Below are 25,249 nucleotides of genomic sequence, written 5' to 3'. Positions count from 1 at the left end.
GGAGTGAAACTATTCATGACTGACACCACCATCACCTCCCTTCACGGGAGAGAGATCCTCGACTCGCGGGGTAACCCCACGGTCGAGGTTGAGATCTGGCTTGCATGCGGGGCACGTGCCCGCGCCGCCGTTCCTTCTGGAGCGTCGACCGGGGTCCATGAGGCCCACGAACTAAGAGACGGGGACCAGTCGAGATACCGCGGGAAAGGTGTCCTGCACGCCGTCGACCTGGTGAACACCGAGATCGCGACCCTCTTGCAGGGCAAGGACGCTGCAGAGCAGGAAGAGATCGACCGCGGCCTCATCGCTCTCGACGCCACCCCCACGAGGGCCCGTCTCGGGGCCAACACCATCCTTGCGGTCTCGATGGCCGTGGCCAGGGGTGCGGCCGCGGCGTCGGGGCTCTCATTGTGGCGTTCCCTCGAAAACCCCAAAGGGAGAGCGGCGATGCCGGTGCCCATGATGAACATCCTCAACGGCGGGGTGCATGCCGCCTGGCAGGGCGCCGACTTCCAGGAGTACATGATCGTCCCGTACGGGGCGCCCGACTTCAGGGAGGCCCTCCGCTACGGCTCGGAGACCTATCACGCCCTCAAGGCGCTCCTCGCGGCGAAGGGGTATCACACCGGCGTCGGGGACGAAGGCGGGTTCGCCCCGGCGGTCAGGTCCAACCAGGAACCGCTCGACCTCATCGTCGAGGCGATCGAGGCGGCGGGGTTCAGGCCAGGGGCCGAGATCGGGCTGGCCCTCGATCCGGCGTCGAGCGAATTGTATGGGGACGGCGAGTACCGCCTGAAGACCGAGGGACGAGCGCTCTCTGCCGGAGAGATGGTGGACTATTATGCAGACCTTGCCGCCGCCTACCCTCTCATCGTGATCGAGGACGGCCTGGCCGAGGACGACTGGGACGGCTGGCGCCTGCTGACCGAGACGCTGGGCGACCGCCTCGAACTGGTGGGCGACGACCTCTTTGTCACGAACGTGGAGCGGATCAGCCGGGGGATCAGGGAGCAGGCCGCCAACGCCGTGCTCATCAAACCCAACCAGGTCGGCACGGTGACCGAGACGATCGCGGCCGTCGACCTGGCCCAGGCCAACGGCTGGGGTGCGATGGTCTCGCACCGGAGCGGCGAGACGGTCGATACGTTCATCGCCGACCTCTGCGTCGCCCTCGGTACCGGGCATCTCAAGACCGGTGCACCGGCCCGCGGCGAGCGGGTGGAGAAATATAATCAGTTGCTCAGGATAGAGGAAGAGGCACACGGCTGCCTGCCTTTTGCAGGACGCGAGGCATTTGTGCGATAGGGCAGGTCCAGAGAGACCATCTCTTTTTCAAAAATGGATAATCGATGGGAATCGTGTCCCATCACCGCTCCGGCAAGAGAATCAGAGATGAGGCGAGATCACGCCACGCATACTGGATGAGAATTATCGTCGTTTCATCTCTCGCACAAGACAGGAGAACCCATGGAGACCTCCACTCAATTGCCGGCCGCCGTCGCAAAGTCGCAGTGAAGATCCTGCAAGGGGGCGACATATCTGATCAGCACGCCTTCCCATATGCTCGCGCCGGGATCAAGATTGGACTGGGAAGGCGGCATAGACAAACATGAAGAGGAAATTGCAGTACTCGACCTATCGTGTGGCAAGGGGGTCTGGGGGGTGCAACCCCCCGGTGTGAGATAACGATGAAGGTTCTCTGATGGAGGCGGCACGGCTGATCAGCACGCCTTCCCACACCATCATGCCGGGGGCGAGTGCCGCCCGGACCCCCTGGGATGAAATAGGGTCGGGAAGGCATATTTGAAATCTATGAAGACGGATTGTCGTCCACGACCAATCGTGCCGCGGGGGGTCTGGGGGCGGCCAAGCCCCCCGGTCGAGGAGAGAGTTTAGAATTTCTGGAAGGAGGCACTTCAGTTCGAGGAGGTCTTCACCCCTAGAGAGTTTGGGGATATGCTCAAGAAAAAAAGTATCGTCACGTTCGTTGCGTGGGGGACGGCGAGAGAGAAGAGTGCACTCGGGGGATCACATTGTCAGGGCAGAAGAAGGCGCGGCACGTCCTGGCCGGCGCCTCTCTGGCCCCGCGCGTCCGGCCCTCACGCCTCGTCCTCGTCGCTGCGATAGAAGCAGATGGTGACCTCCTCCTCGGTGACCAGCCCACCGCTGATGATCTCTTCGAGGGCCGGTTTGATCTGCTCGATCTTCTCGCGCGAGTCCACCACCTCGACGACGACCGGCAGGTCGGTGGAGAGCCTGAGGATCGAATGACTGTGGATCCTGCTGGTCATCCCAAACCCGGTGATCCCGCGCAGGACCGTCGTCCCGTAAAATCCCTCTTTCCTGAACAGTTCCACAAGATAACGATAGAGGGGTTTGCCCTCATATCGATCGGATTCACCAATGTAAATCCTGAGCAGCACAGCCTTTGCATTTTTTTCCAACTTCATAGCGCAGCCTCCACAAGATACCCGGCCCCGATCTTCCCTGCCCAGACGGCAAGAAGGGTCAGGGTAATGGTGGCAAGCAGGTTGAGAGCGAACAGCCCGAATGCCTGCTGTTCAAGGAGCCGGAACGACTCGTAACTGAATGTCGACATCGTCGTAAACGCTCCGAGTATGCCGAGGGTCAGGAAGATCCTGGTCTCCATGTCAAATACGCCCCCATATTCGGAGAGATACATGACAACCCCGATGAAAAAACTCCCGATCACGTTGACGCCGAGGGTGCCGACGGGAAATGTGCCGACGCTCCCCTGCAGCCAGCCGCTGGTGAAGTATCGAAGCACCGCCCCGATAAATCCACCGATACCCACAATAATCCAAGTCTGCATCTCTCTTTCCTCCGTGTGTCGCAAGGTGTACGCGACGAGTGGTCATGACGGGCGAGATATATCACCCTTGCCGGCCGGAGATGCCGCAGGCTCCATGAAGAGTTTGAGGTGTAATGGTGTTCCACATGGCGCAGCACGTCCGGCCGGAAAATAGACGTCATCAGTCCAGAATAGGGCGGTTGATGGCGGACGTCATCGCCTGCATAATTCTGCACCTCTTGGCATATAGGGATATGCATCATATTGCGGGATTTCAGGCTGAAAATTATATTCCGAAGATATTCGACCCAATAGAAACTCCCATGGCTGATGATTTTGCAGGATAATGCCCATAGGACTGGGATGTGCTAGCCCTCTCTCTACCTGAGGGAATGCCGCCCCCGGTCCCCTGGCCTCACGATGGTCGAGGAAGGCAACACCTTCTTCATCTTCATCCATTCTGCCTTCCCGGCCACAATCTACATCTTGAAAGTCCGGGCAAGTCGCGCTCGCATCCGGAAGAGGCACGAATATCTCCAGAGCCGATTTGCGTATATATTGAAAATATATCCCCGCAGTTTTTTCTTTGCGCTGGGAAATCCTTCTGATCGCACCCGTGTGAAGATCAGACATGGCAGACTGCCCGCCCCAGGGCACTCAGACCATAAATATGAGGTCATCCCAAAACTCTCCAACCTTTTACCTTCACAGAAGATGGCGATGGATGATGGTTGAAAGATCCTCACCCCTTCATAGCTCAAAGAAGCATCTATGGCCTTCCCACACGCTCGTGCCGGGGGCGCTGCCCCCGGACCCCCGGGATGGCGATGGGGACGGGAAGACACCCTTGATGATCCTGAAAAGGGGATGAATGCCCTCCTCCCTATCTTCTGCGGGGAGAACGGGGGGCGGCAGCCCCCCGGCGGAAGATCCGCATTCAAAATTCCTGGAAAGGAGTGTTTCAGTTCAAGGGAGTGTTCAAGCCTCAGAGAGTTTTGGGATATGTTCTATGATAATAGAGAGGACATCGACGATTGTCATCAAGACCAGTGTCTGACCAGGTCACAGTCCCCTGAGCACCGCCGCAAACTCCTCCAGGTACTCCTCCCTGCTGAGGCTCCCGTCAGGGAACCGTGCCGCCGGATCTCTGCACGCAGCGATGGTCTCGTCGGACGGCACGAGGGTGACCGGGATGCCGGTGCGGGCCGACGCCGCCCGCATAGCCTCCCTGAACTCACCAAGGCAATAGGCCACGCGGTGCCGGTACGTCCCTTCCGTCTTTCTGAGATATCCCTCCAGACGGACGGTCTCGATCCGCAGAAACGATCGATGGACCGCCGGGTCGGGAGAGCGGCCGAGCATGTACCGGTACGAGGCATAGGGGTACATCAGTTCGAGTTCTCGCGGCACCACCCCGCAGGTCCCAAAGACCACCCGATGGACCCGCTCCTCAGGCAGGTTCGAAGAAATCACCCGGTCGAAGAGCCGGTGGCTGGGGCTGGTGCTGTACGGTTTGTGGACCGAACAGGGGAGAAAGACTGCCACCTCCCGCTCGGGAACCTGATAGTGCCTGAGGATATACTGGTAGGCTTCCTCGAACTCGGGCTTGAAGAACGGGGGAGTGCCGGTGGCGATCGCCGGGGGTATTGGAGCGTTAGACGCGCCCCGAGTGGGGGTTTGTGAAGAGAATGAACGGGTTTTGTCATCGGTTCCGGCCGTACTGCTTTGCACGCCTCTATATATTTGAGAATCCCTTAATAATGGGTAGCCATGAAACTGCTCTTTGAGCTCTCAGGGGAACACCCGACCCTCCCCTTCGTCGAACTGGAATGTGTGGGCCGGGTCATTGACCGGCGGACCAGAGTGGCAGTGGCTGAGTGCCCCGATCCGGCGGCGACCAACCGACTGGCCCTCACCCATACGGTGATGGAATACCTCGGCGAGTGCGAACCGACCGCCGACGCCCTCGTCGCCCTCCTCGACGACCTGGCGATCGAGACCGACCGTCCCTTCGCCGCGCGGGTCAAAGTAGTCGACGGCAGCGCCGACCATCCTCCCCAACTCACCCTGGAGCGACTGATCGGGAGCCATATCCGCGGCCCGGTCTCGCTGAAATCGCCGGAGATCATCTTCAGAGCGGTCATATCAGAGGACCGGTGCTTTTTCGGCCGCGTCCTCGTGGGGGGGCTTCGCAGCACCTACGAGGAGAGGAGTCCGATCACCAGGCCCTTCTTCCACCCCGGCGTCATGATGCCGAGGATGGCGCGGGCGATGGTGAACCTCTCGCTCGTCATGCCCGGCGAGGTGATGTACGACCCCTTCTGCGGGACCGGCGGGATGCTTGAGGAAGGGCGACTGGTCGGGGCCAGGGTGTTCGGGAGCGATGTCGACCTCTTCATGGTCAGGGGAGCAGAGCAGAACGTACCTCCCGCCGGCCTCCTCGTTGCCGACGCCACCGCCCTCCCGGTCGGCGACGCCTCGGTCGATGCCGTGGTGACCGACCTGCCGTACGGCCAGTCGGTCTGCATCAAGGCCGAGAGTCTGAACTGGCTGTATGAAGGATCTCTCACCGAGATCAAGCGGGTGCTCAAAGACGGTCGTCGGGCGGTCGTCATCGCCCACCGCGATATCAGAGAGATCGCCGGTCGCCACTTCACCATCCTGCAATATCACGAACAGCGGGTGCACAAGAGCCTCACTCGTCGGGTTCTGGTGCTTGAGAAGGATGCAACAGACTGAACATCCATAAATGTTTATACAAAAAGGCAGATCAAAAACGGGAAGAAAGGAAATCCAATGGCATTAAATAATGGGCTGGAGATGATCGAGTGGCTGCGAAAAAATTTCAATACCATCGCCCCGACACACGCCCTTGCTCTGAAAGCAACCCGGCATCTCCGGAAATCTGAAAAAAAATACCTGTTTTCTGAGGATATCTCCCTGATGCGGACCGCAGAGGGGCGGTGGTATGAGGGGCTCATCTATGAGATGATGATCCTGGCGGCCTCCAGGTGCGACTTTGTCAAGGGCGTGATCAGAAAAGGGGCCGATGCACCTTATACCAGGCACAAGATCTCGCAGAATCAGAATGGAACCTTCTACTCCAACTATGGCGATATCAAGGTGAGGGGCAATGGCCAGGATCTTGCAGAGGTCGACCTCCTTCTCATCGACCAGCAGAATACCGTCGCCTTCGCGGAGATCATCACCTCGCCCACCGACCTCAAGGACTTCGAACAGGAGATTGTCTTTAAGAAACGGCTCATCGGTTATCTTTACGGTCAGCCCATCGTCCCGTTCATCCTTGTCTCGTCGGTGGACATCTCAAGGAACGCCATTGTCCAGCGGATCATGAATGAACCTGACTCAGTCCTGATCGTCACCTCTTCGTGCGAGGAGATCAAGAAGACTCTCAACCCGCGGGATATCAGGTACAGGCCGAGAAAACCGATTGCGCACCCAAAACTGATCTCGCTCGGCGATGTCAGTCCCAAACGACCCTTCGATTACCGGGAACTCCATGACCAGCGCAAAGAACGGATGATCAAACTGATGGATGAAGGGGCGTCCTGCGAGGCCCTGACCGCCCCCGACGATGTCCCGCCGATCGTCAAGAAGATTGTCTTCGGCGCGTTCCACCCCCCGGCGATCAAGTACCTCTTCGAGTGCACCGAGATCAAGATCAAGGGTGAACCCATCACCTACGAAGAGGTGATGAAACGCTTCTCCAAGGTGATCTTCGCCGTCAACCTCCCTGAGTGCCGCCCGATTCTGTACTTCAGGACGCGGAACCGGAAGGAATATTACAAGATGGTGCCGGCAAAGGCCGGCGGGTTCAAGTACGAGAGCAGACGCACTCCGCATATGGCAGGGTTCTTCCTCTGGCTCGAGAGCACCCAACCGTCCCTCGGCACACGCAAGACGCGGATACTCCTTGATTACTTTGTCGAGAATAAGATGAAGGAGACCGTAAAGAAAGAACCCTCGAAAAAATCAAGAAAACCGAAGAAGACGAAGAAACGCAGGAAATAAAAGCTGTGTTGCATTGGTCATGAGGCGAGAGCACGCCTCGGCATACCGCATGAAAATTTCTCATCGCGGTTTTTTGGGATGTGGAAGGATCCTTGCTCCCTCTCAATCGCCGCCCCTCGGCTATCTTCGCCTTCGGGAATCCAGGTTTTTCTCCCCGGCGCGAGAGAGCAGGTTCGCATTTCTCATTCTTTTTTTGGGTGCCCCTTCTCGATCGCCTGCCTTTCCCCCATTAAATCGCGCCGGGGGCGTTGCTCCCAGACCCCCTGGATGAAGATTGGAACAGGAAGACAGAGGGGAGATTGTTCAGAGGGCGTTCCCGTCCTCTGTCTATCGGTCACGCCAGAAAAACAACGCCTTTCAAACCTGCCGCCGCCCGGCGATGAACTCCTCGGTCATCGCATATGCCTCGTCGTCGGGATATTGTTCCGGCGGGTGCTTCATAAAGAACGAAGACGGCGAGACAAGCACCCCACCGATACCCCGCTCAAGAGCGAGTTTGCAGCACCTGATCGCGTCGATGACCACCCCGCCTGAGTTCGGAGAGTCCTCGACCGAGAGGCGGAGTTCGAGGTTCATCGGGACATCGCCGAAGATGCGGCCTTCCATCCGCAGGAAACAGACTTTGTTGTCGTTTTGCCAGGGGACATAGTCACTCGGCCCGATATGGATGTTCTCGTCCTTGAGGGGGTGGGGAAGGACCGACTGGACCGCCTCAGTCTTTGAGACTCTCTTCGAGGCAAGACGCTCATGGTTGAGCATATTAAGAAAGTCGGTGTTCCCCCCGGTGTTGAGCTGGTAGGTCCGGTCGAGGACGACGCCCCGTTTTGCAAAGAGGTCAGCAAGGGTCCGATGGGTGATCGTCGCCCCGAGTTGTGCCTTGACGTCGTCGCCGATGATCGGGATCCCGCGGGCCCTGAACCGCTCGGACCATTCCGGATCGCTCGCAATGAAGACCGGCATATTGTTGATGAGGGCCACCCCGGCTTCGAGGGCGCACCCGGCATAGAACGTGGCCGCCTGTTCTGAACCGACCGGGAGATAGTTGAGGAGGATCTCCGCACCCGATGCCTTCAGTTCGGCCACGATCTCCTCCTTCGTCGCCTCAGGTTCCTGGGCGGGGACAAAGGTTCGGGCCTCGGGGTAGTGCGTCATATGTGCTGAGCACCCGTCGAGAACCCGCCCCATCCTGACCACCTTGCCGATCTTTGGGATCTCCGGGCAGAAGACCTTCGTGCAGTTCGGCGGGGCGAAGATCGCCTCCGCGATATCTCCGCCCACCTTGCGGGCGTCGATGTCGAAGGCGGCGACGACCTCGATGTCGCCCGGCGCATAGCCGCCGATCTCGCGATGCATCAGCCCGATCGCGTCCTGATCCATATGGTTCCGGTAATACTCGATCCCCTGGATGAGGGAAGACGCACAGTTCCCGACCCCGACGATGGCTATTTTTATCCGATCCATAGAATCGTTCACTGATATGGATGTCGGTCTGCAATACTTTAATTATAACGAAATGGACCGGGATGAATGGAAAATTTTTTCCAAAAATGAAGAAAGAATAGAGTATCCGACCCCGTCACCTGTCACGGGACGTACGGACTCTCCTCGAAGAGTTTCAGCGCCGTCGGGACATGTCTCTTCACCTCATCATAGAAGTACCGCACGTACTGCGGATCCGACGTATCGATCGACCCCCGGATCGTTCTCCTGAGCCACTCGGGAAGCATTCCCTCCTCTTCAATCGAGTTCATGACCACGACAATCGTCTCGTCGACGTCCCGTCTGCTTGTCCACCGGTATGGCATACTGACATCCCCACTCCGGGCTATCACATGGCCCCGACATTTATAGATTCCGCACACCCGCAACCCCTCGAAACCATTTAATAGGGGACAGCCAATCACCATCCATGACCTGCTGGATTGCTGTCTCTGAAGAAGATAAATGGGAGACTATCAGGGAAAAGATGGTCTGGGCGGTCGCCCAGCGTCACGCCGACACGATCAGCAAGGTAGAACTCGGCGACCGTCTCCTTGTCTATATCCATGACCTGGAAGAGCCTTCCTTTCTCGGGGCCTTTGAGATCGCGTCCGAACTCTATATCAATCGGATCCCGCTTTTCTCCGGGACCGAGGAGGGCTATCCGCTCAGGGTCAAACTCAAACCTGCTGCGGCTTTTCAGGGGCCGATTCAGGTCGCTCCTCTTGCAAAAGAACTGAAAGTGCTCAAAAACATTGACAACTGGCGAGACGAACTCGCTGCCCAGGCGATGCGGGCGATCCCTGACGAAGACTACTCGCGGATTCTCGCCGCCTCAGTTGTTCCGGTGAGATAGAGGAGATAGACCGGGAGCGTTGAGGCCAGCGCAAAGAAAGGGGTGAGCACCGTACCGGCCCGGAGGTGGTCGCGGGTATGGTAGCCTCGGGGCCTCATCAGCAGGGCGTTGACCTGATGAGTGGGGATGAGATAGGAGTTTTTGCATCACCGACGAGACCGTGCCGACGACCGAGGATACCCTCACAAAGAGGCACCGCTCCAACCCGCCCCCCCAACCATGAGGAACTGGGAGAGCCGGTGCATCATCCCCACCCGGTCGATCCCGTACCCGAGGACCATCACGCCTGCCATCGAGACGGCGGCATTGCTCCCAAACCCCGAGACGGCCTGGGCCGGCGTGACCAGTCCCAGCCACGCAAGAGCGAGCAGGAGGATGACGGCGGTGACGGCGATCCTGAACCGCTCGGCCATAATAGAGCGCAACCGCCGCGAAAAGCACGTCAATGACTGCGATCATCCCGACATCCATCACAGCCGCCCCCTGATCGCCTGGAAATCGCGCCGCGCCTTCATAAAGATACATGCCCGGCCAGCGCCAGACCGGTCAGATTAAAAAGCGGTGACTGACCATAGGTATACGGACAGATCCCATGGCGGAGCACAACATGGAAAACTACGAAGAGACCTATGCGGGTTTCAAGATCGACGTCCCCGAATACTTCAACTTCGGGTATGACGTCGTAGACGCATGGGCCAAAAAGGACCGAAACCGCCTTGCCATGATCTGGGTTGACCAGAGTGGTAAAGAGAGGAAATTCACCTTCAGGGACATTGCAAACCTCTCGAACCAGGCGGCAAATATCCTGCTCAAGTACGACATCTGCAAGGGCGACCGGGTACTCATTCTTCTTCCAAGAGTACCCGAATGGTGGATCTTCGTCACCGCCCTCATCAAACTCGGTGCCGTATACTGTCCGTGCCCCACGCTCCTCACCCCCAAAGACCTGAAGTACCGGGTGAACGCGGGCAAGTTCAAGATGGTCATCACCAACATGGAGCACTCCTGGAAGGTCGAGGAGATCTGCAACGAGTGCCCCACGCTCAAGTACCGTTTCCTGGTGGACGGCGAGCAGGAAGGATGGGCGAGTTTCCCGTACGAACTGATGTACCCTGCGCCGGTCCTCCACCACACCGTCTCGCTGCCGGTGAAGAAGAAGACGAGAGCGACCGACCCGATGCTCATCTACTTCACCTCAGGGACGACCGGCGAGCCGAAGATGGTCCTCCACAACGAGGCGCACCCGCTGGGCCACATCATCACTGCGAAGTATTGGCAGGATCTCACCGAGCACGATGTCCACTTCACCTTCTCAGACACCGGATGGGCAAAGTGCGGTTGGGGCAAGATCTTCGGGCAGTGGATCTGCGGTGCGGCGGTCTTTGTCCATGACATCCATGGCAGGTTCTCCGCGACCGAGATCCTCCCGCTCCTTGAGAAGTACGAGGTCAGCACCTTCTGCGCCCCGCCGACGGTGTACCGGATGCTCATCCTCGCAGACCTGAAGAAGTACGACCTGCGCGAGCTGCGCCACTGCACCAGCGCGGGCGAGCCCCTCAACCCCGAGGTGATCCGGATCTGGCAGGAAGGGACCGGGATCACCATCAGGGAGGGCTACGGGCAGAGCGAGACAGTCTGTGCCATCGCCACCTTCCCATGCATGGAGCCAAAGCTCGGTTCGATGGGGCGCCCTTCGCCAGGCTGGCATATCGAGCTCCATGACGAGGAGGGCAATGTCCTTGGCGCCTACAAGGAAGGGCGGATCGCCATCTCGCTCAATCCACGGCCCGCCGGGTTGATCGTGGAGTACCTCAACAACCCTGAGGCCAATGCCGAATCCTTCCAGAACGGCTTCTATTACACCGGTGACCGGGCCTACTTTGACGATGACGGCTACTTCTGGTTTGTCGGCCGTGACGACGACGTGATCAAGAGTTCGGGCTACCGGATCGGACCTTTCGAGGTCGAATCGGCCCTCATCGAGCACCCGGCGGTCCAGGAATGTGCCGTTGTCGGGTCGCCCGATCTCATCCGCGGGATGATCGTCAAGGCCTTCGTTGTCCTCAACAAAGGGTTCGAGTCATCCGATACCCTGGTCAAGGAACTGCAGCGGCATGTCAAGAAGACGACCGCCCCGTACAAATACCCGCGGGCCATCGAGTTCGTCGACGACCTCCCCAAGACCATCTCAGGCAAGATCAGGCGCAAAGAACTGAAGATGATCGAGATGGAACGCTACGAGAACAGCCACGTCAGGGACCAGGACGACTGAACCCGGCCCCCATTTTTCTTTTCTATCCCGGCCCTGAAACGGGCATTGAATACGAAAAAAGGGCTCTGTTGAATCGGGCATGAACCCCTGGCTCAAGCATACGCAGTTGAACATTGTTCAAGAGATCTTCTGATCGACGTGCCTTCCCACACCATACGCGCCGGGGGCGCTGCCCCCGGAACCCCCGGGATTGCGATAGGGGCGGGAAGGCGGGGGGGAATCGTTCAGAGTGTGTTTCCGTCCTCTGCCGATCCATCACGGAGGGGCAAGGGTGTGAGCAGCCCCTCATGGTCACTCCAGAAAAGGAATTCAACAGAGCCGAAAAAAGTCCTTTTTCCAGACTTCCCCGGGCATCGCATACTATATCAACCCTTCCTCCCATACGGTATACCGTTATGCACGACGCCGAGCATACATACCAAACCTACGAGGACGTCTATGCCTCCTATCACCCGGAGGTGCCGGAGTTCTTCAACTTCGGCTTTGACGTCGTCGACATGTGGGCAGAGAAAGACCGCAACAGGCTTGCGATGATCTGGGCCGACCAGGAAGGGCATGAGAGGAACTACACCTTCCGCCACCTGATGAACCTCTCCAATCAGGCGGCAAACATGCTTCTCAAGTACGGCATTAACAAGGGCGACCGGGTCATCATCATGCTCCACCGCATTCCTGAGTGGTGGATCTTCGCCATAGCGGCCATTAAGCTCGGCGCTGTTTTCTGTCCCTGTCCGACAATGCTCACTCCCAAGGATCTGGAGTACCGGGTCAATGCCGGCAAGTTCAAGATGGTCATCACCGACACCGAGAACGCCTGGAAGGTCGACGAGATCTGTGCGGAATGTCCCTCGCTCGTCTCCCGTTTCCTGGTGGACGGGGAGATGCCGGGCTGGATCAGTTACCCCATCGAACTCACCTATCCGGCCCCGGCCTCCACCGTCTTCGTCCGTCTCCCGGGCATGAGGAAGACCCGAGCGGTCGACCCGATGCTCATCTTCTTCACTTCAGGGACGACCGGCGAGCCGAAGATGGTCCTCCACAACCAGGCCTACCCGATCGGCCACATCGTCACCGGAAAGTTCTGGCTCGATATCAAACAAAACGATCTCCACTTCACCCTTGCGGACACCGGATGGGGCAAGTGCGCGTGGGGCAAGTTCTTCGGTCCCTGGATGCAGGGGGCCTGCACCCTCATCTTCGATATCCGCGGCAAGTTCAAGGCGACCGAACTCCTGCCGGTCCTGGAAAAATATGAAGTCACAAGTTTCTGCGCACCACCGACGGTGTACCGGATGCTCATCCTCGCAGACCTGGAGAAGTTCGACCTCTCGCAGTTGCGTCACTGCGTCAGTGCGGGCGAACCTCTCAACCCCGAAGTGATCAGGGCCTGGGAGAAGGGGACCGATCAGACGATCTACGAGGGTTACGGCCAGACCGAGACGGTGCTCTGCGTCGGCACGTTCCCGTGCATGGAGCCAAAACTCGGATCGATGGGCAGGCCCTCGCCCGGATGGCAGGTCGAACTCCATGACGACGAGGGCAAACCGGTCCCGACAGGCGAGGAAGGACGGATCGCGATCAGGGCTGAGCCCAGACCTCCCGGCATGTTCATGGAATATTTTGCCAACCCGACCGCAAACGAGGAGTCCTTCCAGGACGGTTGGTATTACACCGGCGACAAGGCCTACATGGACGAAGACGGCTACTTCTGGTTTGTCGGCCGTGACGACGATGTGATCAAGAGTTCGGGCTACCGCGTCGGACCCTTCGAGGTCGAATCGGCCCTGATGGAACACCCGGCGGTGCAGGAGTGTGCCGTCGTCGGGTCACCCGACATAATCCGCGGGATGATCATCAAGGCATTTGTCGTCCTGGCGCCGGGTTTCGAGCCATCGGACGTCCTCATCAAGGAACTCCAGAAGTTTGTGAAGCGGATGACCGCCCCGTACAAATACCCGCGGGCCATCGAGTTTGTCGAGGATCTCCCCAAGACCATCTCGGGCAAGATCAAGCGGAACGTCCTGCGCGAACTCGAACTCGAACGGCACAACAGTCAGGGCGGCGAGGAGAAAGAGTGAGCGAGGGCCTCCCCCTGCCATTCGCACTCCTGAATGAATTTTAGCACAACCTTTTTTTCAGCATTTCGCATCTGATCGATCCGATCAAAAGAGAGGGGCAGGGAGATGCACAACCTGAGACGATATGGTGAGAGGCCGTATTCCATCGCGGTCGTCCACGGCGGCCCCGGTGCGGCCGGGGAGATGGCGCCGGTTGCCCGTGAACTTTCGTCTGTGGGGGGCGTCCTGGAACCCCTCCAGACGGCGACCACCCTCGACGGGCAGGTCGAGGAGTTGAAGGGCGTTCTGGAGAGCGAAGGAGATTCACCCGTCACCTTGATCGGCTTTTCCTGGGGTGCATGGCTTGCATGGATCGTTGCCGCCCGGTATCCTTCAATCGTGAAGAAACTCATTCTCGTCGGGAGCGGACCATTTGAAGGGGGCTATGTCGGAGAGATTATGAGGACCAGACTCCGGAGGCTCGGTGATGATGAGAGGGAGGAAGTTCTCTCGTTGATGAAAGTTCTGAACGGTCGGGCCGCCGGGGACCGTGATATCACTCTGGCCAGATTCGGGTCGCTCCTCTCCGGAGTCGACGCATATGACCCCCTGCCCCATGACGATGAGGCTCTGGAGTGCCGGTATGAGGTCTATCAACGAGTCTGGGAGGAGGCCGATGCGTTGAGGAGCAGCGGGAAATTGCTGAAACTGGGAGAGCGGATCCGGTGTCCGGTCGTCGCCATCCATGGCGATTATGACCCGCATCCCTTTGCAGGGACAGATATTCCCCTCTCCCGAATTCTCAGAAACTTTCGGTTCGTCCTGTTGGAGAGATGCGGCCACCGCCCCTGGATCGAGCGGCATGCGAAAGACCGATTTTACGATGTCCTGAAAAACGAGACCCGGGAAGAATCAGGGCATCGGATTGCCCTGTCCAAATGACATCCTCTCTATGAGCATACCCCAAAAGTATCCCGGGCTTGAACAATCACCCTGGATCAAGCCTTATTCACTGCCATCTCTCTGCCTTCCCGGCCCGATCTTCATCCTATTTTCTTCGTAAAAATAAAGTTATTTTTTGCCCCTGAGAAGGACAAAGGAGAGCATAACCGCTGCAATAAGGCATGTTGGACCGACAGAAGACTGGGTGGTCTGCGGGAGTGTGGTCGCGGTTGTCGTCGGAACTGTGGTCGTCCCGGCTTCGGCAAAGCGCATCAGGCGATAGGTGCCTGCACTGGCGACCTCAGTGACGACTATTCCTTCCTCAAGATTGCTCGGGAGGATCTCCCAGGTTCCACCATTGAAGACTGCAATAAAGGTCGTCGCCTCGCTTGCGGCCTCACCTTCCGGAAGCGTGAAGATAAGATGCACCGGTTCCCCGAACGTACGGTCCGCCGGGGTGACCGAAACCGCATCACCGAGAGGCATCCATCCGTCAGGGACATTCCCGCTCTCCGCCCTGGCCAGGCCCACTCCTTCGAGTCCCGGACCTTCGAGGCGGACCAGTCTGTCCTCAGACCACACCGCACCGACACCTGGAACGGTAGTCACCGTCTCTGTCGCTGTCGCCCCACCATTCTGTTGCGTTGTGCTCCCTGACGATCCTGATGAACCCGGAGAACCCGGAGAACCCGACGAACCCGAAGGTTTCTCGGTGGTCGGCACTGTCGTTGTTTCTGTTGGCGGCTCCGCAGTTGTTCCGCCACCGATCGGTATTGTCTCCCTCAGGGCGGTCTCATCGTCCACGATGATCTCGATGGTGTTAGACCCCTTCTTGACGCCATTGACCGAGAAGGTGATGGTGCTGTCTACGGGTCCGGTCTTCTCTCCGCTCAATCGCATCTGTGTGGTGATCTCCGAGACATCGGGCATCGACCGCCCCTCAAGTTTGAGAGAGCGATACGTCCCTGCCGGGATATCCATCTGCTGTGAAAACGTGAAGACACCGTCCTTCGACGGCCCGCCGACATTGATGGCACTCCCATCAAGCGCTGTGGAGAGGGTGGTGAAGGCGGTGTCTCTGGTCGATGCAAATATCCACCCGCCACTCAACGAGACCGGGAGCACGAAGTCCTGCACCTCATAGAAGAACTTCTCTTCATTTCCCACTTCGATCCGACTCTCCACCAGGATGGCAAAAGAGGCACCGTCAGGGAGATCCTGCATGGTGATCTCTATCTGGTCCCCCTCCTCTATCGCATCAGGTGAAACCGATATGCTGACTGCGGCGCATCCCATGGGGACGCATGCTGACAGCATAATCAGGGTTAAGACAAAGGTTTTGAAGTCCATTATTTTGTCCCCTCGTTCTTTGAGGTCAGTAAACATTTATATATTATAAAAGTTACTTGGGTTACCGGGGGGAGCAATGAAAACGCTCTTTGGATATTATTCGGTTATCTTTCTTTTTGTTCTACTATTCGGGGCGGTGACGATAGTATCTGCTGCAGATCCGGTCGTTACAGTCTCATGCGATGATTCATTTGATTTCAACGGTCTTGTGGTATCCGAGATCTCGGTCATCGACCTCGCCGATCCTGATTTGACCTGGATCGGCCTTGGAAGTACCACAGGAAACGACGTGAAGACACTCACCTGCCCACAGGTGAGGTATATCACCAGAGACTGTCCAGGCGGTACATTTGAGGTAGACGGATGTACTGTCACCGTTGCGGAGGTAGGGCAGGCGGACTGGAGCGGGAACAATGCCCATACAGTCTACAAGGAAGCGGTGATCCCGACGATCTCCACAAAAGTGCCTGGTGAGACCGGGAATGTTCTCCTGCTGAGGTGCCCGCCTGAGACTCCTGAGGTCGAGAGTCCTGACGACTATGATGCACTTTTTGGCGCCACCGATCTCATCTACCTCTACACTGAGAATGGAATCGTCTATGTGAACCCACAGACGAACGAATTTGTGCTCTGGGGAGGTTTCAACGGGATCGGCTACGACCCGGATAACTTTGGCACGACCCTCATGAACACGCAGGTCGACCTCAGCAAATTCTCTGTCGACCCCAATGTGGCGAAGAGCATGGGTGACGCCCATCCCGACACCGTCCCGCCACCTGGAGAGTATCTCTGTCTTCTCTTCAGGTATGATCAGGACACCTCGGCTATGACGATCCTTGGCAGCGCTCCTGTCGTCGTCATGCACAAGGACCGTGCGATCACCTGGAACGGCGGTGCATCTCCACAGACCTACACTGATGGGGGAGACGTCGCCCTCAGTTTTGATGATGGAGACGCAATTGAGGGGCTGACTTATCTCATCTTCAAAGAAGATGCTGTCTTCGATGCTGAAATGGGGGTCAACATCGAGAACCTGATGGACCTGAAGGACCACCCGATGGTCACTCAGACGTCAGTCTTCGACGTCCTGATGCAGCAGACGCCCGGTCACTCCTACGAGGACTGCCCGGTCATGTTCAGTCTCATCATCGACGGTGAGACTCAGGCGCCCGATGATGTCGATGCGGTAATCCCGATCTCCACCGGTTATGGGATCTCAGGGGTCGGGACGGGATCTGAGGTGACCGTGCCTGCCGAGGCACTCGCAGGACTCAAGGCCGGAACCTATCAGGTTATTCTCTGCGGTACCGGTGAAAACGGTTCGGTCATCGCCGTGGACCAGACCGAGTTCACCATCGGTTCCACCGACGCACAGCCCAGAAGTTACTCTTCTGACAGCGACGGCGGCGATTGGTCCGCCTCATCCTCTGATGAGAAGAGTGCCGGGGCAAACGAGAGGCCCGCCGAAATCGAGACTCTCGCTCCGAAGAGCGGCGGTGAGGGAACGAAAAATCCCGGAGGATCCGTCGCGATCAGGGACGTCAGGATCGGTGAAGGATTCCCGTCGGATGAGGAGTCGGCCGGACCAGATGGTAACGCCGGAAACATGCCTGCGGTGGTTGGGTACGTCGCCCTCGGCCTGATCGCCCTTGCGGGCATCGGCATCGTCCTCAGCCGCGGCAGATTCAAGTGACACGGCCTGCCCCGACCAATCTTTTTTTTCGGATCCCGCAAAACAGCGATCCCATAGCATTTAACTCTGCAGGACAGAAAGAAATAGCAGATGGCTCAGTTGACCGTGGATATCGGGGGGCGCCCGGGTGTCGATTGCCGGGGTTTCTGTGAGTACTGTTATTTCAAGCATGTCGGCGACGTCGCTCCCTTTGGCTGCCAGTATTGCCCACCTTTCAAGGTGGGCTGCGATTACTGCACCCGCGGAGTGAAGGAGCAGTACAGCGGGTTCAAGTCTCTATCCACGGTTGCGGACGATATCCTTGCTAACCTCCAGATGCTCACCGACGACATCAGCCGCGTCACCATCAGCGGCGGCGGCGATCCGAGTTGTTATCCGGCCTTCACCGACCTTGTCGAACTCCTCGGGAGCATGGAGGCGCCCCTCCATATCGGTTATACCAGCGGGAAGGGTTTTGACGACCCTGGTGTCGCCGATGTGCTCATCGAGAATGGTCTCACCGAGGTCTCGTATACCATCTTCTCCGCGGACCCGGCCCTTCGACGGAGGTACATGCACGACCCCACCCCCGAGGTCTCGCTTGAGGTGATGCGTCGGCTCTGCGAGGAGATCGATGTCTATGCGGCCGCTGTAGTGATCCCCGGTATCAACGACGGCAAAAAACTCGAAGAGACCTGCTCATGGTTGGAGGACGCGGGGGCGAAGGGGCTGATCCTGATGCGGTTTGCAAACACCACCGAACAGGGGTTGATCCTCGGGAACGCACCCGTCATCGAGGGGCAGCGGGTCGATACGGTGGAGGCATTCAGGGACCAGGTCACCGCCCTTGCCGGAGCCCACGCTCTCAAGATCAGCGGCACGCCCCTCTGGGATCCCGAGATCGGATCCCCCTTTGCCATCCTCAAAGAGCCCGACCTTCTGGCCAAACTCCCCAGGGTCAGGCGGCGGGCGACGGTGGTCAGCGGCAGTGTCGCCACGCCGTATGTCCAGCAGGTGCTCGACGCCTGCGGCGGGGGGTGCCGGGTGGTGGCCACGCCTCAGGAGATCGCGTGCCTCATCACCCGCGACGACCTTGCGGCCCTCGACCTCGCCTCCCTCGAAGAGGCAGTGGTGATCCCGGGCCGGGCCTTTGTCCATGACCGGGAGGCCACGAAGGTGCTCTCCCGCGACGGCGTCGCCCGCACGGTCGTCCGCGGTCCGGAGATGCTCACCGCAGACGCCGAGACCTCGATGGGGATGCGCCGGGACGATGTCCTGCTGATGGAGATGGAGGGCTTTGCCGCGCTGATCCACCTGCTCAATCAGTATGGGAGATAGTCCGGCAGAGTCTTCGATTTCTGGATCTCTTGAAATCCTCTTCTGGCGTGAATCTCAGGGGCCGACCACACCCTGTCTCTGTGTGACGGATCGGCAGAGGACAGGATCGCCCCGCTGCCTTCCCTCCAACCGCAATCCCGGTGGTCAGGAGCAACGCCCCCGGTGCGAGTGATGGGAAGATGGATGTTCAGAGGGGACGAGGTGCTCTGTTCCCATCCACCTCCCGGTCGGGAATGGTGGGTCTGTCACCTGTCTCTATCGTGCCTCTCCTGAGAAGATTCACAGAACCGGAAGGTTTCGAACTACCGACCTCCAATATATCTGTCAATAAAATATATATTTATCAAAATCCCATCCGGACCTGTTGAAAGGTGACTTCAGATGAAATTCAGGGTTCTCGCTGCGATACTCCTCCTGACATTTGTGGTGGCTTTCGTCGGGCTCGGTGCCCTGCTCGTCTTCCATCCCGGACATGGAGGACCGCAGGTCTCGCTGGAGACCGTGCCGCCTGAGGAGATCCCGGCAGTCGTCAGAGAGGCGGAACAGCATTTCCCCTCCAATCTCACCGGTGCCTTCGCCGGCGACGCCACCCTGGTGCGGTCCCGGGACCGGAATATCCGCGACTTCTATCTGGTCCCGTTCTATCGAGAAGAGATCACAGCAGTTGCAAAAATATCTGTCTCTGAGAATGGGACGCCTGATTTCTCCCAATGGAGGCATGACCTCTCAGGAACTTTCGCGTGGATGCGCCCACCCTTCACCGCGGCGATCATCATGCTTGGCGATGCGGGGTACACCGACGGGAACTGGAAGGCACGCATGGTGAGCCTCTCCTGCGAGGAATCGGTCGCACCGTACGTCTGGGAGTTTGAGGAGGAAGCGGGTGAGAGAGTGTACATCGGTTATGACCCGGACGACGACGAGATCAGGGTCTATTCTACGTTGACGTCAGGTCCGGGTGCGTGAATCTTCTGCCTGGCACCATCCTCTTGACCCCGACACGCACCCTTTTCTCCCCCTGGTGCCGACCTTTTTCTGTGCGACTGAGATTCCTCGACAGATTCTTCCACCTCTCATCACCGGAGAACCCCCGCCAGGCCCCTGCCCCCGGACCGGCGATGTGGGAGGAGGTGCTCGCCCCGGCACGCGGGGAGAGTGGGACTGCGCTTTCCCTGGAAGATGTGGAAGAGATCTGTGCAGAGATGAAAGATGCGGAGACGAAGCGTGCCCTCCTCGCGGTCGTCGGCCGCGGGGTTTCCACCTTCCAGGTCACCGACTTGCGGGCGATGATGGAGAACTTCAGGAGAAAGACCGAAGACCTCGAACCAGGATACCGCCGCCGCCTCCTGCCAAAGGTGGAGGAGCAGGTGATGGGGACGTACCACGACCTCGTCCTCACCTGTCAGGGGAAAAAGGATCTCGACGACGGACCGGTGGACGCCTCCCTTCCGGCCTACGCAGAGATGGTCGCCGCGGCCTGCCGGGCAAGGGTGGCGGCCGGAAAAGAGCCCGACCTCCTCTTCCTCAAATACCTCCTTGCGGCCTACACGATGTACGTCCGCGGCCGCCCCGCCCACCCGGTCGGGACGCCGTTTCCCGGCGGGCTTGAGGTCTATGCCGAGGGCGAGGCATACTATTGCCCGGTGAGGGAGAAGGAAGGGGACGTCCCCTTCTCCCTCTGCCCGTACTGCCCGGCGCGGCAGGACACCGGCGCCCGCGCCCTCCACCGCGAGGGCGAGGTGGAGAGGATCGGAAAATTAGGGGTCATCGAAGAGTCACGCCGGAACTACCACGGGTGAGGGGGAGTCAGGCGAGGCACAGGTGATCCGCCCGTCGGTGACCGGGGTGAGGGGTGAGCGCTCCCTGACATAGGCCTCGACAGGCTCGATGGCCTTGACCCCGGTCCTGATCTTCCTCCCCTCAGGTATCCCGGCGAAGAGGGCATACCCGTCCCCCCCATCTGCCAGGTACCCGTTGACCAGGACGGTGTACATGGTGTCGTCCTCGATCGGCACCCATGCACCCTCCTCCCTGACAAGGACCGATTCTACCCGTGCGCCCTCGCACAGCACTTCCCGGATCGCTTTTTCATCATAGACCGCGGCATATCCCGGCCTACCCGGATCGATCGTCATCCGCACGCCGCCGACCTGGAGAAAACCCGACTCCTGGATGCCCTGGAACTCAGGACCGAGGGCCGATGCGCTCATCTCAAGCATCCGGCGCACCTCGGTCCCGTTCATGCTGACGATCACGATCTCGTTGCCGAAGGGGAGGATCTCGGCGAGCATCCCTCGCGTCACCGGGCCTGCCGGGAAGACGCGGTCGCCCCTGATCCCCCCGCCGTTGACGACGGCGAGATCGGCCTCGCCGAACCATGCCAGCCAGGCGTCGGCGACCAGGTCGCCGAGCGGCATCTCCTGAGTGCGCAGGTGCGCCTTCACGGCATCGATCGGCACCGTGCTCTCGCCGATCGCCTCCTGCTCCTGCGCTTCCATTGCCGCCCTGAAGGGCGCGAGGTATTCCCTGACCGCCGGGTCGGCGCCGACCGATTTGTCCATCGGCACCGTCTCCCACTGCCAGTCCTCGATCCCGTCGCCGGTGATCGCACACCTCAGCACCCCGAGGCTCTCGCCCTGACTGCCGTCGTGGACGATGACCGTCGTCCACCCCTCGGGCCCGTCGACGCTCTCGCAGACATAGGTGTGGTCATGCCCGCCGACGATGAGGTCGATCCCCCCGACCTGCCTCGCAAGGTCTTCGTCGCAGGCCGCGCCCATATGCGAGAGGACGACGACGAACCCGGCGCCCTCCTCCCTGAGGGCCTTCACCTCGTTCCTGGCCACGCCCACATAGTCAGGATCGACCGTGACATTCGGGCCGGGGTTGGTGATGAGCGCGAGGTCGGGGGTGATGAGGCCGAAGAGCCCGCACCTGATCCCGTCGACCTCGATGACGGCGGAGGGCCTGATGACCGAGGCGAGTGCGGGATCGTCGATCTTGAGATTGGCCGAGAGAAGTGGGAACCCGGCATGGCGGGTTGCATTCAGGTAATGCGCCGCCCCATAGTCGAACTCATGGTTGCCGGGGCAGGCCGCGGTGTAGCCGGCAAGACTCATGGCCTCCAGTTCAGGCTCACCGTCATAGGTGGCGTACAGCGGACCGGTCAGATCGTCGCCGGCGGAGAGCAGCACCCACCCGTCGACATCTGCGGCGATCGCATCTTTCGCACCAGCAATCCGTTCGATACCCCCGACGGTCGCGCCTGTCTCGTTTGCGTAAGGGAAGATATGGCCGTGGAGGTCGGCCGTCGTCATGATGGCAATCTCGTGGGGGCTGTCCTGGTGGAGGAACGATGCCGCACCAAAGACCGAGAGCGCAAGGAGACCCGCGGCGAGGAGGAGGAGGAGCGCGGCCCTCATGCCGGGAGAAAGAGAGTGGGTTTTTTTCACCCTCAACCGTGTGGGAAGCCGGGAAATAATAGTTGTTCTTACCTCCGGCATGGCGCAAGACCAGTACCCGAGCACCACTCAAAGGGGACCGGAGTTGGTCAGGGGTCGAAGGGACTCTCCTTCTTTCTCCTATCTTTCGATGATCCGCACAGAACTATAATATACAAAAAAGGATATATAAATGCCCGTCGACGTCGGAACCGGTATCTTTCCGGATTCGAGGTTGTGGACGAGGAGCCCTCCCGGCCCTTCATGTGCCCGCGATCAGGGTGCCGCCCCGGGCGCGATTGTATGATGGATGTCTAGAAAATGGGCAATGACCGGCACCTGGCTCGAAGAGATGCAGGGGTGCAGCGCGCTCACCGAAGGACTCGACTTCGATGAAGCGAATGCGGACGAACCAATTGGAGAGAGATAAGATGAAACGAACGCGGTGGATCGGAGCGGTGATCATGACGGCCCTTCTCATTGCCGTCTCAGGCGTCGCGGCCGTGATGCTCTGGGCCGGGTAGGAATGGTGACCTCCACCTGAGTGGCCGAAGGAAAGATCATCTTCCTTGAAGATCTCTCCCATGGCACCATAGCCTGAGTGGTACCTGCATCGATCTGGATATCGACAGAACCCGACCTCCGGACTCGGCGGGAACCGCTTCACCTTCCACGGTAAATGAGCATGACGACATCTTTTATCGTAACGGTGCCTCCTGCACTCTGACCATCAGGCACGTCTCAGGCCCCATTCACAGCAGATCGATCTGACCGGATCAGTTCAAAGACTTCGAGTCATCCTCCATCACCCAACAGGTGGGAAAGAGAGATTTCAGGATCACGACGACCCGCCGCCTGCCGGGCGCATCATCGGCTGGACGTTCGCTCCTCTGAGATCCCCGATTGCAAAGGAGAACCGCGCCCTGATCGAGGGGGGGAGGCCGGACTCGGGGATGGAGACAAAACCGTAGCCCCCGTAAAACCCGACGAGGTCGAGGGTCGAGTGCATGTACAGGTCTTCTCCGCCGCAGGCCCGGACCAGTGCCTCGGTGACCTTCCTGGCATACCCGCGCCCCCGCATCTCCATGGGGGTGAAGACGCCGTCCACCTCCAGGCCGTCGGGGTGGCGGCGGCACCTGGCCACCGCCGCGAGTGTCCCCTCCACAAAGAGCCCGAAAATCCGGTCGGTCGCCGGGTCGGCTGTCTGCCCGTGGTAACCGGTCCAGACCTCCTCGGCGAGCGGGAACTCTTCGGGGGCAAGTTCGCGCACCTCCTCGCTCAGGTCAGGGGGGCGGGCAAGGACCAGGACCGAGCACGGCGCTTTCTTCGCGACGGCCAGGGCGGTGCTCCCGATCAGGATGTTTCTGATATAGTCGGTCCTGCCAAGGCGCGGGATGACGATCAACCCGGCCCCCGCGTCCCTGGCCACTCTGACAATCTCGTCTGAGGCCCGACCGGTTCTGAGGAGGGTCCGCACCTCAGTCCCGCAGGACTCCAGGTGAGCCTTGAGCCTGGCAAGTTCTCCCTCAGCCGCACGCTCTTCCTCCACACCGTGGTCATTCTTGAGCACATGGAGCAGCACCACCTCTCTGGCACCAAGCGCGGGGAGGAGGGCCGCCGCCTCTCGTGACGGTCGACCAAAGGCCACCGGGCAGAGGACCGGGGTGGTCCCCGGATCCTGCGTCTCGGCACCATCCCGTGCGATCACCACATGGACCCCGACGGCCTCCTCCAGCACTCCGGTCGAGACGCTCCCGAGAAGAAGCGTGCCGATGAGCCCATACCCCTGGGCACCGACGACGACCGCCGTCGCCTCTTCCTCTCTGACGGCGGCCAGGACTGCAGCGGGTATATCGCCGTCAGGGGAACGGACAGTACGGTGCCTGGCCCTGACCCCGGCCTCCTGGTATCGCTCAGCAAGCGTGGAGAGCGCCTGTTCCGCCGTCTCCTCAGGCGAACGCAGAGACCGACCCGCAAACCACGGTCGTCCCTCCTCACCCGGCCCGATGACATGGAGCAGGGTCACCTCCCCGAGGCGCGGGAGAAGGGGGAGCACCGCACTCGCCTCCTCTGCGTTCTGTGAAAAATCAGTTGCAAAGACCACCCGATCAAAGAGCCAGGAAACCATAATCCCTCGATACCGGATGGGTGTCTTCGCGGGTAAATACCCTCTGATCCTGTCCGGCGCAAATCTTTACATGCCTGCCCGGTACGGGGGTGGCCATGCAGAGAGAGATGATTCGCACCGGACGTACCTTTCTTGAAGAGACAAAGTTTGCCCATCTCACGCCCTCCGACCAGGTGCTCGGCAGGCCGCAGCCGCCGCTCGAACGCCCGCATGCCGGGCCGGTGACCCCGCTCCCACCTCCTGAAGATGCCGACCTCAGGCCGGTCAGTCTGGTCGAAGCGATCGCCCGGAGACGGAGCGTCCGCACCTATGCTCCCGAACCCCTGCCGCTTGCCACCCTCTCGTACCTCCTCTGGTGCTCGCAGGGAGTGACCTCGGTCTTCAGAGACACCTGGACCTTCAGGACCGTGCCGTCTGCCGGGGCACGCCACGCCCTGGAGACCTATCTTCTCGTGAACCAGGTGGAAGGGCTTGCACCAGGACTGTACCATTATGCAGCCGTCTCACACGGCCTCTCCGCGGTCGAAGCCCCGGAGAACGTCGTCGACGCCGTCGAGGAGGCGTTGATCGGCCAGCCGATGGTCGGCAACGCGGCCGTCGTCTTCCTCTGGGCGGCCGACATCTACCGGATGACCTGGCGGTACGGCGAGCGGGGCTACCGGTACATCTTCATAGACGCCGGGCATGCCTGCCAGAACCTCTACCTCGGAGCAGAAGCCGTCGGATGCGGTGTCTGTGCCATGGCCGCCTTCGACGACGACGCACTCGACGCCCTCCTCGGCCTCGACGGCGAGCGGAGTTTTGCGATCTATGCCGCGGCGGTGGGGGTCGAAAGGGTAATACCGATCTGAGTATTCTTGTCACCCTGTAG

22 protein-coding genes and 1 riboswitch are annotated in these 25,249 nt (G+C 59.6%); of the genes, 13 read left to right on the top strand and 9 right to left on the bottom strand.

Annotated features, from left to right (window positions below):
• Positions 1 to 15: 15 nt before the first annotated feature.
• A complete protein-coding gene (eno, locus tag RJ40_RS01340; protein WP_265581552.1) occupies positions 16 to 1,305 on the top strand; it encodes a phosphopyruvate hydratase in 1,290 nt (429 codons plus the stop codon).
• A 794-nt stretch (positions 1,306 to 2,099) separates the two neighbouring features.
• Here the strand turns inward: eno and RJ40_RS01335 are convergent.
• Both RJ40_RS01335 and crcB read right to left on the bottom strand, forming a co-directional pair.
• The gene (locus tag RJ40_RS01335) at positions 2,100 to 2,450 is read right to left on the bottom strand and encodes a DUF190 domain-containing protein (protein ID WP_265581551.1); all 351 of its coding nucleotides are present in this window, start codon (positions 2,448 to 2,450) and stop codon (positions 2,100 to 2,102) included.
• The gene (gene crcB / locus RJ40_RS01330) at positions 2,447 to 2,833 is read right to left on the bottom strand and encodes a fluoride efflux transporter CrcB (protein ID WP_265581550.1); all 387 of its coding nucleotides are present in this window, start codon (positions 2,831 to 2,833) and stop codon (positions 2,447 to 2,449) included. Before crcB ends, RJ40_RS01335 begins: the two co-directional genes overlap by 4 nt.
• 144 nt (positions 2,834 to 2,977) lie before the next feature.
• Positions 2,978 to 3,042: riboswitch (Fluoride riboswitch) on the bottom strand.
• On the opposite strand from crcB, the gene RJ40_RS01325 reads away from it, so the two are divergent.
• Complete coding sequence (locus RJ40_RS01325) at positions 3,016 to 3,159, top strand: hypothetical protein (protein ID WP_265581549.1); 144 nt, start codon at positions 3,016 to 3,018, stop codon at positions 3,157 to 3,159. Its footprint overlaps the riboswitch before it by 27 nt.
• A 715-nt stretch (positions 3,160 to 3,874) precedes the next feature.
• Here the strand turns inward: RJ40_RS01325 and RJ40_RS01320 are convergent.
• The gene (locus RJ40_RS01320; RefSeq protein WP_265581548.1) at positions 3,875 to 4,543 is read right to left on the bottom strand and encodes a DUF5591 domain-containing protein; all 669 of its coding nucleotides are present in this window, start codon (positions 4,541 to 4,543) and stop codon (positions 3,875 to 3,877) included.
• Positions 4,544 to 4,582: 39 nt separating this feature from the next.
• Between RJ40_RS01320 and RJ40_RS01315 the strand changes: the two genes are divergently transcribed.
• Both RJ40_RS01315 and RJ40_RS01310 read left to right on the top strand, forming a co-directional pair.
• On the top strand, positions 4,583 to 5,551 hold the full coding sequence (locus tag RJ40_RS01315; RefSeq protein ID WP_265581547.1) for a methyltransferase domain-containing protein: 969 nt from the start codon (positions 4,583 to 4,585) through the stop codon (positions 5,549 to 5,551).
• 204 nt (positions 5,552 to 5,755) lie between these two features.
• A complete protein-coding gene (locus tag RJ40_RS01310) occupies positions 5,756 to 6,844 on the top strand; it encodes a hypothetical protein (RefSeq protein WP_265581546.1) in 1,089 nt (362 codons plus the stop codon).
• Between the two features lie 357 nt (positions 6,845 to 7,201).
• Here RJ40_RS01310 and RJ40_RS01305 read toward each other — a convergent pair whose 3' ends face one another.
• Positions 7,202 to 8,305, bottom strand: coding sequence for an inositol-3-phosphate synthase (locus RJ40_RS01305; protein WP_265581545.1), 1,104 nt, complete (start codon positions 8,303 to 8,305; stop codon positions 7,202 to 7,204).
• A gap of 122 nt (positions 8,306 to 8,427) precedes the next feature.
• Entirely contained in the window at positions 8,428 to 8,649 is a 222-nt protein-coding gene (locus RJ40_RS01300) for a hypothetical protein (protein ID WP_265581544.1), read from the bottom strand.
• A 104-nt stretch (positions 8,650 to 8,753) separates the two neighbouring features.
• On the opposite strand from RJ40_RS01300, the gene RJ40_RS01295 reads away from it, so the two are divergent.
• Positions 8,754 to 9,179 (top strand): EVE domain-containing protein, encoded by a 426-nt coding sequence (locus RJ40_RS01295; protein WP_265581543.1) that lies wholly within the window; start codon positions 8,754 to 8,756, stop codon positions 9,177 to 9,179.
• Between the two features lie 182 nt (positions 9,180 to 9,361).
• Here the strand turns inward: RJ40_RS01295 and RJ40_RS01290 are convergent, their stop codons facing one another.
• A complete protein-coding gene (locus RJ40_RS01290) occupies positions 9,362 to 9,592 on the bottom strand; it encodes an SLC13 family permease (protein WP_265581542.1) in 231 nt (76 codons plus the stop codon).
• A gap of 194 nt (positions 9,593 to 9,786) precedes the next feature.
• Here RJ40_RS01290 and RJ40_RS01285 point away from each other — a divergent pair, with 194 nt between their 5' ends.
• The 3 genes from RJ40_RS01285 (at position 9,787) to RJ40_RS01275 (ending at position 14,450) form a co-directional block, all read left to right on the top strand.
• Positions 9,787 to 11,451, top strand: coding sequence for an AMP-binding protein (locus RJ40_RS01285; RefSeq protein WP_394357398.1), 1,665 nt, complete (start codon positions 9,787 to 9,789; stop codon positions 11,449 to 11,451).
• A gap of 395 nt (positions 11,452 to 11,846) precedes the next feature.
• Positions 11,847 to 13,529, top strand: coding sequence for an AMP-binding protein (locus RJ40_RS01280; protein ID WP_265581540.1), 1,683 nt, complete (start codon positions 11,847 to 11,849; stop codon positions 13,527 to 13,529).
• A gap of 105 nt (positions 13,530 to 13,634) precedes the next feature.
• Entirely contained in the window at positions 13,635 to 14,450 is an 816-nt protein-coding gene (locus RJ40_RS01275; RefSeq protein ID WP_265581539.1) for an alpha/beta fold hydrolase, read from the top strand.
• A 129-nt stretch (positions 14,451 to 14,579) separates the two neighbouring features.
• Here the strand turns inward: RJ40_RS01275 and RJ40_RS01270 are convergent, their stop codons facing one another.
• A complete protein-coding gene (locus RJ40_RS01270; RefSeq protein ID WP_265581538.1) occupies positions 14,580 to 15,674 on the bottom strand; it encodes a hypothetical protein in 1,095 nt (364 codons plus the stop codon).
• Positions 15,675 to 15,876: 202 nt separating this feature from the next.
• Here RJ40_RS01270 and RJ40_RS01265 point away from each other — a divergent pair, with 202 nt between their 5' ends.
• The 4 genes from RJ40_RS01265 to RJ40_RS01250 all read left to right on the top strand — a co-directional run bounded on the left by RJ40_RS01265 (position 15,877) and on the right by RJ40_RS01250 (position 20,609).
• Complete coding sequence (locus tag RJ40_RS01265; RefSeq protein ID WP_265581537.1) at positions 15,877 to 17,493, top strand: hypothetical protein; 1,617 nt, start codon at positions 15,877 to 15,879, stop codon at positions 17,491 to 17,493.
• A gap of 90 nt (positions 17,494 to 17,583) precedes the next feature.
• Positions 17,584 to 18,810, top strand: a complete 1,227-nt coding sequence (mmp10, locus tag RJ40_RS01260) for a methyl coenzyme M reductase-arginine methyltransferase Mmp10 (protein WP_265581536.1) — start codon at positions 17,584 to 17,586, stop codon at positions 18,808 to 18,810.
• A gap of 381 nt (positions 18,811 to 19,191) precedes the next feature.
• Entirely contained in the window at positions 19,192 to 19,776 is a 585-nt protein-coding gene (locus tag RJ40_RS01255) for a hypothetical protein (RefSeq protein WP_265581535.1), read from the top strand.
• Between the two features lie 71 nt (positions 19,777 to 19,847).
• Complete coding sequence (locus RJ40_RS01250) at positions 19,848 to 20,609, top strand: DUF2115 domain-containing protein (RefSeq protein ID WP_265581534.1); 762 nt, start codon at positions 19,848 to 19,850, stop codon at positions 20,607 to 20,609.
• On the opposite strand, the gene RJ40_RS01245 is transcribed toward RJ40_RS01250, so the two are convergent.
• Entirely contained in the window at positions 20,586 to 22,232 is a 1,647-nt protein-coding gene (locus RJ40_RS01245; protein ID WP_265581533.1) for a bifunctional metallophosphatase/5'-nucleotidase, read from the bottom strand. The two genes, RJ40_RS01250 and RJ40_RS01245, sit on opposite strands and share 24 nt — an antisense overlap.
• An 856-nt stretch (positions 22,233 to 23,088) precedes the next feature.
• The gene (locus RJ40_RS12985; RefSeq protein ID WP_322743886.1) at positions 23,089 to 24,378 is read right to left on the bottom strand and encodes a universal stress protein; all 1,290 of its coding nucleotides are present in this window, start codon (positions 24,376 to 24,378) and stop codon (positions 23,089 to 23,091) included.
• A 95-nt stretch (positions 24,379 to 24,473) separates the two neighbouring features.
• Between RJ40_RS12985 and RJ40_RS01230 the strand changes: the two genes are divergently transcribed.
• The gene (locus tag RJ40_RS01230) at positions 24,474 to 25,229 is read left to right on the top strand and encodes a SagB/ThcOx family dehydrogenase (protein WP_265581532.1); all 756 of its coding nucleotides are present in this window, start codon (positions 24,474 to 24,476) and stop codon (positions 25,227 to 25,229) included.
• Positions 25,230 to 25,249: the final 20 nt, after the last annotated feature.

The sequence above is a fragment of the Methanofollis aquaemaris genome, assembly GCF_017357525.1.
GTDB lineage: Archaea > Halobacteriota > Methanomicrobia > Methanomicrobiales > Methanofollaceae > Methanofollis > Methanofollis aquaemaris.
This window is presented reverse-complemented; position numbering and strand designations above follow the sequence as displayed.